Origin of the sequence: Janthinobacterium sp. AD80, assembly GCF_002878455.1 — a bacterium.
Lineage (GTDB): Bacteria > Pseudomonadota > Gammaproteobacteria > Burkholderiales > Burkholderiaceae_D > Janthinobacterium.
Map to the genome: position 1 here is coordinate 1 of NZ_NRDQ01000106.1, position 10,497 is coordinate 10,497.

A 10,497-nucleotide genomic window follows, 5' to 3' on the forward strand; every position below is an offset into this window, starting at 1 on the left:
AGACTTGCTCGACGATGATCTGGCTGGCGTTGGCCGGATCGATGGCCAGTTGGTTCAGGTCGGCCCGGCGCGTCTCGCGCACCAGCGCCTTTTGCGTGCGGTCGGGAGTTGGAAGGGCGCCGTTACCGTCGCCCACGCCCATTTTTTTCAGTTTCAGGGTTTGGCCCAGGGCGATGGCGTTGGCCAGCTTGGCCTCGCCCACCTGCGTCAGAATGGCAAAGTATGTGCTCATGGATAGATGGTCATCGTGTCAGTGGTGTGGGATGCACCGGCCTGCAATAGCGTGCCGCGCACTTCGATTTCTTCGGCGATCCACGGATAAACCGTCATCGCATCGCCGTGGTAGGTGGCCAGGCCGATCTGCATCTGGCCACGCGTTTCCAGATACAGCGCCAGGCCCGTCAAATGCCGGCTGACGGGCTTGGCGTCAGCGATCAGGCGTTCCATTTCCTGAAACATCGCATCCGTGATGCCCGTGTCCAGCACGCCCACGTCAAGGCGGAAAGTGCCCGGCACGCCCGGCGGCGTGGTCTGCCACCATTCGGTGATGCGGATCAGATAGCCCAGGGACTCCACCACGCGGCGCACGGCGGCAATCGTGCCCTTGTGCTTGTGGATGAAATAGGACGCCTTGATCGTGCCGCGCTTGATCGACTCGGGCCAGGCGTCATCCCAGCGGTCGACGGACCAGGCCCAGGCCAGGAACGGCAGCAGATTGATGGGGCAGCGGTCGGCGTTCCACAGGTCGCGCAGCGGTACGGGCACGTTGACCAGCTCGGCGCATGCCACGGCAATGGCGCGTTCCAGCGCCGTGGTGTTGGGCGGCAGGGTCGGCACGATGCTATTCATCGAGCACCACCACGTTCAAGTTGATACCAGTGCAGCGCGCGGCCTGGGTGGCGTCCAGCTCGATATCAAACGCCGGGCTGGCTAGCTCGACCTTGCGCACGCCCTCGACGTGCACGGCGGCGCTGCAGGCGGAGCGGTAGATGCTGTGGCCCAGCGGGCGGCGCGGCTGCGACACGCGTATGGCGTTGGCGCGCGCTGCATCCAGCAGAATCGGCACTTCCGGGCCGACGCCGATATACAAGGTGGCCTCGATCTGGTAGTCGATGACCTGGGCGGCCTGCACCGTGAGGCGGTCGCCCAGGGGGCGCACGTCCTCGGCGTTGAGTGCGCGCGCCACGGTGGCCAGCAGCGCGGCGTCGGCGATGCCGGTGTCGTTGTTGGCCAGCACCGTGACGGTGACGTGTGCCGGCTCCGGGCTGGTGGCGCTTGCGTCCTTGACGCGGCCATCGCTACTCCGCGCATGGAATTCATACGACGCTTTCGGGCCGGCCACGGACAGGCCGTCCGGCGCTTCCTGGATGCGCAGGCGGTAGGCGTCGTTGTCTTCCATGACGGCCGCCACAGGTGGCAGGGCGTTGGGATTGGCCGGCGTGATGACCAGGCGCGCCACGTTGACGTTGGCGCCCAGCTGATCGAGGTCGCCGTCTAACGCAAACGCCAGCATGACGGCCTTGCCGGCGTCGTTGACGCGGTTGCGCAAGATGGTTTCCTGATACGCGTTCTCTTCCAGCAGCTTGGTGGCCGGCTCCGATTCCAGCTCCAGCAAAGCCGTGACGGCGGCGCGCTCGGCTTCCGGCAGCAAGCTCACCAGGTGGGCTTTGCGTGTGGCGAGGATGGCTTCGAAGTCCAGCACCTCGACCACGCTGGGCGCCGGCAATTGGGTCAGGTCGATGGGCGTGCTCATACTGTTCCCCCTTGCTTGACGGGCACGGCCATGGTGATGGCCTGGCCATTGGCCGTGCCATCGAGCAGCAGGGCGATGGCGCCGTCCGTGTCGCGCGTGAGCTGCACGCCGGCGAGCTGCAGGCGCGGTTCCCAGCGGCGCAGGGCAAAGGCGGTGGCGGCGTAGATGCGCAACTGCGTGGCGCTATTTAATGGCTGGTCGATCAGCTCGGGCACTTCGGAACCATAGCGGCGGCGCCGGATGCGCGAACCCATGGGCGTGGTGAGAATGTCGGTGACGGACTGGCGCAGATGGCCCAGGCCAGTCAGGCTGCGCCCGGTGGCGGCGTGCATGCCCATCATGCTTGCGGCCCGCCCGACTGGTCGCCGCCCGCCCTGACGCCGCCGTGCGGGTGCTTGGCCAGGCTGATGGCGCCGGCCAGCACGTCCTCGCTGGCTTTGACTGTCCCTTGCACGGCCATGGCCACGCCGCCAGCGGCGCCGGCTTTGGCGTTCACGCCGCCGTTCAGGGTGGTGGCGCCGTTGACGGTGGTCGATTGCAAGACGATCAGGTTTTTCATGACGGTCAGGTCGCCCGTGCAAATGGTGCTTGGTGCATTCGACGTCACCTTATCGGCGGTGATGGTGGCGGTGCCGCCGGGCAGGGTGGCCGTCAGGGCGTGGGTAGCGTGGTCGTACTGCACCACGGCGCCGTCGGGGTAGTGCGTTGTATGGATGCTGTCGCTGGTTTCGGGCGCGTCAAACGCCTGCGAGTACAGCGCCGGCACGATGATGCCGCGCGTCAGTTCCCCGCCGGGGGAAAAGACGATGACCTGTTCGCCGATGGTGGGCGCCGACCAGGTGCGCGTGCTGCCGGCGCGTGGCGTGGCCCATTTCAGCCACTCCGTGGTGAGAGTCGGCCCGAGCCGCACGCGCGCCTTGGCCCCTTTGACCTCGGCGATGGTGCCCAGGCGGATCAGATTTTGCAGCAAGCGGAGGAGGTCGGACAGGTCGGCGTTCATGCAATGCATGTTGCCGAAGTCCGCGTGCGGATGCACGCGGGGGCGGGTTGATATACATCTTAATAACTAGAGAATTTGATATCACTGAAAAGCTAATGAAGCAAAAGCTCTCGCTAGGGCATTTCCCAGCAAGAATTATTTTTTCATCCAATGATCAAGTCCTTGAGGCAAAATTTCTTCCTTCATTATTTTTTCATTAAGGAGTTGTATTTTTTTAAGAACTACAGCCCTCATATTTTCCACTACGTCAATGAAGTCTACCTCCCCGCTTTTAGCTACGAAAAAATCTGGTTGATTTAGTTCGCTATAAATTTCTGGATGAACGTAACCCTTCTTTAGTCTAGGAATGATGACTGCGATCTTCACATTTTCTATGTCTGTTGCTCCGCTGTGAGCAGCGAAATTGTTCCGGTAGTTTTGTAGCTGATCATGCTTTAGGCGATATTTTTCCTCGACTTGTTTTCTTTCCAGTTTTACTGGTCTTCCCTCGCATCTAGTAAAGCACTTGCCATAAAATGTAAGAGCAGCAACAAATAGACCTTTTATAACATTGTATGTCTTTCGATTTATCGCGTGCACACTGCCGCTGACGCTTGGCTCACTCGCACGGATAGAATCTATTTCTTTCAACCAGACAATGACGCTTCGTAAGTCTTTCTCAATTAGCACGTAACCTGCAAGTTGTTTGCTTAGCCTAGTGTCAACCATTACACGCTTACAGGGCTTTCCGTTATAGTAATAACGGTGTATTTTTCCTGATTCTGGCTCTACAATCTCTTTAACCTGAACTGTGTTTTTCATTGCTGTTTCATGGAACCTATTAAAGGGAAACAGTATCGGTTCCTTGCTGACAAGTGTCAATTATGTATTTCGGCAAGTTTGATATCTAGATATTTTTCATATGATGCAGCAACGATTCTCGTATCGTCCACCTGTCCGTTGTATTTAACCCCAAGAGTGATCGCATCGGATAAGTTTATTCTGTAGTGGTCAACCCATCCCGGACACTATGTTAAGTTTTTCTTCGACGACGGCCGGTGCCAGTCCCTGGTTGAACTGATGCGGCCGTATCCAGTTATACCGGTGCATCAGGTAATGGCTGATGTCCCGTTGTGCTTCTTGTACCGTCATGTAACCTGTTGACGGCAGCCATTCCGTTTTGAAGCTGCGGAACAGTCGTTCCATAGGTGAGTTATCCCAACAATTTCCCCGACGGCTCATACTCTGCCGTATCCGGTAGCGCCACAAGCGCTGACGGAATTTTCGGCTGGCGTACTGACTGCCCTGATCTGAATGAAACAGCAGTCCCTGCGGTCGACCACGCTGCTCGTAGGCCATTTCCAGCGCTTGCACAACAAGGTCGGCGTCGGGCCGTAGTGAGAATGCCCAGCCCACGGCTCGGCGAGCGAACAGATCCAACACCACAGCCAAGTAATACCATCGCCCCTGCGCCCAAACATAGGTGATATCGCCGCACCAGACCTGATTTGGCGCCACCACCGTGAACTCTCGGTTGAGATGATTCGGAATGTCGACACGCTCCACCGTGGCCTGCTTGTAGGCGTGCTTGCCAGGTTGCTTGCAGACCAGCCCCAACTCCTCCATCAGGCGACTAACTTTGAAGCGGCCAATGGCCGTGCCTTCCTCGCGCATCATGTCCATGATGCTACGGCTCCCCGCTGAACTTCGGCTCTCAACGAACAGCTCGTGGACGCGGCTACGTAATACCACGCGCTCAACATCAATGTGTCGCACGCGCTCCCGATGTGCATACAGGCATGACCGCGCGACATCGAACACCGCGCAAATCAACTCGATTGATTCGTCACCACAAATCTGATCGATTACCTGGTACGTTCTATCCCTTCCGACATCAAGAGCGCGGTAGCCTTTTTTAAAATGGATTTCTCCCGCTCAAGACGTTCAATGCGCGCCTCTAGTTCCTGTATTCGCTGCTGATCCGGTGTGATCGCCTTGCCCTGTGGCGTGACGCCTTGTCGCTCCAATTGAAGCTGCTGAACCCACCGGCGCATTAGCGATTCTCCGACGCCGATCGACCGACTGGCCTCCACGTGGCTGTATCCTGATCCAATACTAAGCATGCTGCCTGCTGTTTGAACTCAGGGGAAAATGTACGTCTTTGCTTGCTCATCAAACACCTCTCCATGGCGAGCATTCTCGCCTAAATTGGTGTCCGGGTACATTAAACCACTACATTCGGACCCTCGCTTATATACCTTATCCGTCAGCCCTTCCTGGTGTACCCGCGCTATGCGCGCGACCTTTCCTACAAAGCCCATGGACATCCGCCGCTGACGTTCAGCAGTTACCACTATTACGGTGGTAACTGTTTTCGATCCTTCGTGGGAGTGGAGCCTGTAGAAACTACCTCTTCTACTGCGGCTTGAGCGGCAGCCGCCATGGCAACTGTCATCGACCGAAGTTTAAGCTGATTTAACGCCTCAAGGTTCTCCACAATAGTACGGACAAGGTGCGGATCGTAGTCGTCCCGATTTGCCTCTTCGTGGATTCCTTTGTTTAGGTATAGCCATACATTAGAGGGGGCTGGTATACCAAGAACAGCGCCAAGTCCTGTCACAAGGGCGGCTTTGTCCTGATGTACAAATGTACGCGCGTCATCGAGTCGCTTCTTCAACGCTTCGCAGAGGTTCCGTAACGCCGGCTCTGCACCGCGCTTAGCCAACGGTAGGCTTAGTTGGCCCAGTTCGTGTTTGCCCAACCAGTTCCACACCCTATCCGTAAGCATTTCAAGGCTTTGCCTTGCTGCACCGAGGGCGTTGCGCCAATCTCCAATGTCCAAAGCTGTACGAGCCTGTGCTAAGTAATTCATGGTGTGCTCGTTACCTTTCACGCGCGGTCGGTTATCGCCGGCATGAGGCATTAAATAGTAGGCAGTCCATTGTCCGTCGCCGATGTGGTTTTGCAAGTCTTTAATAAACTCGCTGCTGTGGCACGTTACGATGATCTGAGTATTCGCGAAGCGGTCGCTTTGAAAGACCGTCTCGCGGATGCCCTCGCGGTGTTCCGTGTCTATTGCGTTGATTGCGTCGTCAAAAATTATGGTAGGCGTTCGCACGTCCAGTGCCTTGGCGAGCAGGATGGCGACGCCGAGACAACGTACATGCCCCTCGCTGAGAATGTGTAGTGCGTCTACGTTCGCCTGAGGCGCGGCACGGAAGGAAAGCTCGATCCGGCCGTCCTCGCTGGTAGGAAGGCGAAGTGCCGCAAGTTTGTCCCCATCGAGGTCGCGTCGGTTGAATTCATTGTAGATGCCTAGAGCCGTGGTATTGAGTCCTGCGATGAGTGTGCCCGGCAGCTCCGACCGAAACTGCCTTAGCAGTGGCAGGAACTCGTCGTAGGTCACCTTGATGCGGTGATCCCGGGCCATTAGTTCGGCTTCTTGGCTAACTGCCTCGATGAGTTGAGCGTTCGCATGGTCAAAGTTTGCGATGGCCTGTCTAGCCGTGGCAACTTGCCTTGCCAATTCAACGCGCTTCACCAGGAAGCCGGCGACGGCTTGGCCAGCCAGCACAAGTTTTGCGCGTTCTTGGGCCAGTTGAGCGCGGTTTGCTAACGCTGAGTTGGTCTGTAAATCGATTCCTTCACATTGGGAAGCCAAATCAACGATCTTCTGCGCCATTGACTTGGCTCCTTGAGGTTGCTCAAGACTCGCGCGCCACCATGCTTTGCTATGATCCACTCCAGGCGCCGAGAGATAGCAGAGTCGCTCGTCTTGGCTAAGGCCATCAGCGCCGACGCGTTGAGCAAAGTTGGATATGAGCGACTCCAGGTTACGGGATGCAACCTCCCACTCCCTTTGAACGTTACCTATCTCCGTCTGGAGGGCGGCGAGGTCTTTGAGCTTGGCCAGCCCTTGGTGAGCTTGGACGTATGGGTCGCGTGCGGCCCGATAGTCTCCTGCGAGCGGTGTTTCACATGCGGGGCATTTGTCAGGAATTTTGGCTTGCAGTCCTAGCACTGCGTTGTACAGGCTTTGGAACGAGGTTTCGGCAGTCTTCGTGGAGAGTCTCGCATTGACATCATCGAGCCGCTTCTGTTCGGCTTCCACCGCTTGGTATGCAGCAACCAGCTTTGCACTACTGACGCTATATAAGCTGGGTGCCGGGCCGTCCAGTTGCGCAGCGAGCTCTTGCTGGCGCCCCGGTTTCTGATCGCTACCAATAAGGTCGAGAAGCTGAGAATACGGCAGACCGACAGTGAAAGCACCAGCGTAGGTTTCTTCCTCGCTAGTGATGGCTTGGACTGCCTGGGCCTCGCCATCCACGGTTAATTGGTCGTGCTGGAGTGCGGCACGCCGAGTTGTAAGTTCTTGCTGCCGAGTCGCAACAAGGTTCAGCTGGCCGTCCAAAGATTCGTTGAAATTGGCGACAAAGTCATGGAATTGCTCCATGCCGAACAGCGACGCGATTAAATCTTTTTTCTCGCCGCTAGTCTTTGCCGCGATGCGTGAGAAATTGTCGATGCGATTCTTTTCGATGAAGCAGAACCGATATGCATCCGAATCTGCTCTTACGGCTGTAATTTGACCCTGTGCGTCGACAGCATCCAGCGCTGGGGTTTCGAAACGGTTCTCATGGAGATTTGCGAAATAACGTTGCGGCGGAATACGCTTGGAAGAAGCTTCGTCTACTGAACCCACCAACGCCAACTCAAGGGCCTCGCAGAGGCTCGTCTTGCCGCTGCCATTTGGGCCGTAAAACATAGTGATTCGCTGTGGGAAGTCGAAGGTCTCGGGCACTCGGAAGCCCCTAAAGGGGCCGACGGTCAAACTGTGCAGCCTAGTCCAAGCCCAAGCGCCGCTCTGGACTGTCCCCGTGACTGCAGGGAGCTCAAAGCTCGTGGCGTGCAAACTGTCCTTTGCGATTGCGGCAAGCACTATAGACCGTTGGCTTTTACTGCGCGAGCTTGCAGCCATTCGGTCGAAATTGGCCTCGACCAAGTTAGCTAAGCGCCGAGCATCTTCCGATACGCTGCGTTCCGGTCGATGTAGCCAATTGAGGAACTGCTGATAGTCATATCGTGCTGAGCTCATTTTGTCTTCCCCGTAGTCGTAATTCCGTCAAAACTTAACGTCTCTATATTTCCCTGCAAAATTGACGCAATCTCTATAGTGGTAGCAGAGGTGGGTCATCCGTGTGAAGTATTTCAACTTGACTGTATTCCCTAATGGACTTTCACATTCAAGTACACACGAGGTACTCTCTGGCAAATCGCTATGGTGATATTTCCATCCACAATCGCTTCGACAATCAGTTTCAGTTTTGAATTGACCTTTGGCGCAGTAAAGAAATCGGGGGTTCTCAGCCGATGGGTGTCATCCATGTGACTCTAACCCATTTGACAACTAATGTCAGTTAAAGTTTGCATTGAAGCATCTTAGTTTTTTTGCATGTGACGCAGCAGTGATTCGCGTATCAGCGTCCGATCCGGTTCACTCAAGCCTAACAGCGGCCGCTCCGGGTACTTGAACAGCGGCCCTTTTTTCGACAAGCGGTCTTGCCGGCCAAACTGATGCACATGCGCCACGCGCGCCACCCAGCCAAAGAACCCGACCTCGATCTGGTCGCCGGTCGCCTTTACTTTCAGGTGCTTGGCGGTGCGGATCTTGGCGAACATGGCCGCCTTCTGCCGCTTGATCCGCCCGTTCTTCCCCTTGAATTCCTTGCGCCGCTTGCGCGCCGGGTAGGCGGCGCCATCCGGCCCCTGCTGCGCCTTGATGCGTTGCGCTTGGCTGCGGCGCAGGTCGATGGCCACCTTGTGATTGATGGCGCGGCGCTGAGCCGGTTGCAGCTTGGCCAGCAGGGCGCCGGCCCAAGCTTCCAGCGCGTGCAGGTCGTCACTCATGCTGTCGCCTCGGGCGTGCGCCATTCAGCCAGCAGGGTGTCGCCGTCATACAGCTTCCAGAACTCGTCGGCGTAGGCTGGCATGTGCTGTATCTCGGCCAGGTGCTTGATGTCCAGGCGGCCCCCCTCGCCGGTCTTGACGGCCACGCGCTCGGTCAAGTCCAGCTTGATGGAAATATCGACCGTTTCATGGTTGTTAAAATCGACTTCGAAAGCGATCCCGTGCTTGCGCGTTTCCTCGTTGGCCATCAGGTCGAGCTGGTGGACTTTCAGCCAGGCAATCAGGGCCACCATGATGGCGTCGGCGTCGCCTGCGTAGTCGGTGACGATTAGGTTGAGCTTGAAGCGGTATTCGAAGGAGAGGGAGGCGGTGGCCGACGCCACGACGTTGCCTTCGTCGGCGAAGACCAGCAGGCGGTCGGGGTCGCGCTGCAGGTCGGGGATGGCGGCGGCGAGGTGCTGGCGCAGGCTATTCGGTTTGTACATGGTAGGTGTCTCGTACTAGGTTGTAGGCGTCGATGCAGGCGTTCAGCTGGCGGGTGGCGTCGTCGCCGTCGCCGGCAATGGCGTCAAGAGCTGCCGCAGTCGCTGGCTCAAGTTTGGCACGCGCTTCGTGCCAATGGCCTGCGGTAGCGGCGGTATCTGCAGTTGCGGCGCACTGGCCGCTGGCAACGGGGATTGACAGCCGCACAGCGCCGCTGCGCACGTCATCGTTAAAACGTTCGCGTTCAGTTTTCGCATGGGTTTGTTCCTGGGTAAGGTGGTCGGCGCGCTGCGCCAGGGCGGCGCCGGTGGCGCGCTCCAAGGTGAGCACGCGGGCGGTGGCCTGGGCCAGCGCGGTGGCGGCGGTGCTTTTTTGGGCGGCTGCCGCCCGCTGCAGGTCTGCAATGCTGGCGTCCTTGCGCCAGCCCTGCGCCGTCCAGCCTGCGATGGCGCCGCACAGGAGAACGACGGCCAGTGGGCGCCAGGTGGTCGCGGTCACATGGCCACCCGTTCCTTGATCCAGCCGAACAGGAAACGGCGCTGGCTCTTGTTTGCCTCGGTGATTTCCAGGTAGCGTGCCGCCTGCAGGCCGTTCAGGGCGCGCAGCAGCACGGCGGCGCCATCCTGGCCGCGCCATTTGAGGAAGGCCGCCAGCGCGCCCAGCGACTGCGTGCCCAAGCGGCCGTCGACGAACAGGGCGGAATAGCGGGGGCCCGTGTCATTGAAACCGTTCAGCCAGCGCTGCAGGAATTCAGCCGCGCGGTGCGGTCCCATGTTCACGCCCGTGTCGATCAGTTCGGCGCCGATGCCGGCATGCAGGGCCAGCACCCGGTCGAACTTCGGTTCCGTGATGTAGCGGGCCGTGTAGATGGCGCGCGCCACGGCCACGGACAGATCGCGCATCGGGCCTTGATAGCCGTTCGCGCGCGCCACGGCCACGGTGATGCCGTAATTGGTTTCACCACCCTTGTCTTGCGGGTCGTTCACATAGCCGCCTTCGGCGCGCAGGATGGCGTCGATCACGCGCGCGATCAAAGGGTTGTCGGTGGTGGCCATCAATGCTCCTTCGCGTCTTTGACCAGCTCGGCGATGTCCTTGTCGCTGCGGCGCTGGAACCACAGGGCCACGGCGCGCGATACCCACCAGCCGGGCGCGCCGACGATCAGGTCGATGGCGGAGGCGTTGACCATGGCCCCGATGGCCGGGAGCTGGGCGCACAGCAGCTGGTACACGGTGCCGCCCAGCAGGCACGAGAACACGCCAGCGCAGGCCAGGCGGGCGACGAATTCGCCCTTGTTGAAGGTGCCATCGCTGTTCAAGGGCGGCAGCACGATGTACAGCATGGCCGCACCGACCATGCCCAGCGCCGCCTTGAA

At 58.7% G+C, this 10,497-nt stretch carries 12 protein-coding genes and 1 pseudogene; all 13 read right to left on the reverse strand.

Annotated features, from left to right (window positions below; genetic code table 11):
* A partial coding sequence (locus tag JaAD80_RS19470; protein ID WP_180979487.1) for a phage tail protein occupies positions 1-232 on the reverse strand: 232 nt, incomplete at its 3' end.
* Positions 229-849 carry a phage tail protein I gene (locus JaAD80_RS19475; RefSeq protein WP_180979488.1) on the reverse strand — a complete coding sequence of 207 codons (621 nt, stop codon included), beginning with the start codon at positions 847-849 and terminating at the stop codon, positions 229-231. The genes JaAD80_RS19475 and JaAD80_RS19470, both read right to left, overlap by 4 nt.
* Positions 842-1,753, reverse strand: a complete 912-nt coding sequence (locus tag JaAD80_RS19480; protein WP_102296474.1) for a baseplate J/gp47 family protein — start codon at positions 1,751-1,753, stop codon at positions 842-844. Before JaAD80_RS19480 ends, JaAD80_RS19475 begins: the two co-directional genes overlap by 8 nt.
* The gene (locus JaAD80_RS19485) at positions 1,750-2,094 is read right to left on the reverse strand and encodes a GPW/gp25 family protein (protein WP_102296475.1); all 345 of its coding nucleotides are present in this window, start codon (positions 2,092-2,094) and stop codon (positions 1,750-1,752) included. Before JaAD80_RS19485 ends, JaAD80_RS19480 begins: the two co-directional genes overlap by 4 nt.
* On the reverse strand, positions 2,091-2,789 hold the full coding sequence (locus JaAD80_RS19490; RefSeq protein ID WP_258003093.1) for a phage baseplate assembly protein V: 699 nt from the start codon (positions 2,787-2,789) through the stop codon (positions 2,091-2,093). The genes JaAD80_RS19485 and JaAD80_RS19490 overlap by 4 nt, the downstream gene beginning before the upstream one ends.
* Before the next feature lie 99 nt (positions 2,790-2,888).
* The gene (locus JaAD80_RS30405; RefSeq protein ID WP_146012435.1) at positions 2,889-3,554 is read right to left on the reverse strand and encodes a hypothetical protein; all 666 of its coding nucleotides are present in this window, start codon (positions 3,552-3,554) and stop codon (positions 2,889-2,891) included.
* 189 nt (positions 3,555-3,743) lie between these two features.
* Positions 3,744-4,905 (reverse strand): annotated as a pseudogene (locus JaAD80_RS19495) (IS3 family transposase).
* Positions 4,906-5,088: 183 nt separating this feature from the next.
* On the reverse strand, positions 5,089-7,827 hold the full coding sequence (locus JaAD80_RS19505; RefSeq protein ID WP_102296478.1) for an AAA family ATPase: 2,739 nt from the start codon (positions 7,825-7,827) through the stop codon (positions 5,089-5,091).
* A gap of 344 nt (positions 7,828-8,171) precedes the next feature.
* Positions 8,172-8,639, reverse strand: coding sequence for a phage virion morphogenesis protein (locus JaAD80_RS19510; RefSeq protein WP_102296488.1), 468 nt, complete (start codon positions 8,637-8,639; stop codon positions 8,172-8,174).
* Positions 8,636-9,124, reverse strand: a complete 489-nt coding sequence (locus JaAD80_RS19515; protein ID WP_102296480.1) for a phage tail protein — start codon at positions 9,122-9,124, stop codon at positions 8,636-8,638. Before JaAD80_RS19515 ends, JaAD80_RS19510 begins: the two co-directional genes overlap by 4 nt.
* Entirely contained in the window at positions 9,108-9,620 is a 513-nt protein-coding gene (locus JaAD80_RS19520; RefSeq protein WP_102296482.1) for a lysis system i-spanin subunit Rz, read from the reverse strand. Before JaAD80_RS19520 ends, JaAD80_RS19515 begins: the two co-directional genes overlap by 17 nt.
* Positions 9,617-10,177, reverse strand: coding sequence for a glycoside hydrolase family 108 protein (locus tag JaAD80_RS19525; RefSeq protein ID WP_102296483.1), 561 nt, complete (start codon positions 10,175-10,177; stop codon positions 9,617-9,619). The genes JaAD80_RS19520 and JaAD80_RS19525 overlap by 4 nt, the downstream gene beginning before the upstream one ends.
* A partial coding sequence (locus JaAD80_RS19530) for a hypothetical protein (protein WP_102296485.1) occupies positions 10,177-10,497 on the reverse strand: 321 nt, incomplete at its 5' end. The genes JaAD80_RS19530 and JaAD80_RS19525, both read right to left, overlap by 1 nt.

Excerpts from the sequence above, each read along its gene's own strand:
- JaAD80_RS19475 (WP_180979488.1), bottom strand. The coding sequence starts at position 849 with ATGAATAGCATCGTGCCGACCCTGCCGCCCAACACCACGGCGCTGGAA.
- JaAD80_RS19510 (WP_102296488.1), bottom strand. The coding sequence starts at position 8,639 with ATGAGTGACGACCTGCACGCGCTGGAAGCTTGGGCCGGCGCCCTGCTG.
- JaAD80_RS19485 (WP_102296475.1), bottom strand. The coding sequence starts at position 2,094 with ATGATGGGCATGCACGCCGCCACCGGGCGCAGCCTGACTGGCCTGGGC.
- JaAD80_RS19525 (WP_102296483.1), bottom strand. The coding sequence starts at position 10,177 with ATGGCCACCACCGACAACCCTTTGATCGCGCGCGTGATCGACGCCATC.
- JaAD80_RS19515 (WP_102296480.1), bottom strand. The coding sequence starts at position 9,124 with ATGTACAAACCGAATAGCCTGCGCCAGCACCTCGCCGCCGCCATCCCC.
- JaAD80_RS30405 (WP_146012435.1), bottom strand. The coding sequence starts at position 3,554 with ATGAAAAACACAGTTCAGGTTAAAGAGATTGTAGAGCCAGAATCAGGA.
- JaAD80_RS19505 (WP_102296478.1), bottom strand. The coding sequence starts at position 7,827 with ATGAGCTCAGCACGATATGACTATCAGCAGTTCCTCAATTGGCTACAT.
- JaAD80_RS19480 (WP_102296474.1), bottom strand. The coding sequence starts at position 1,753 with ATGAGCACGCCCATCGACCTGACCCAATTGCCGGCGCCCAGCGTGGTC.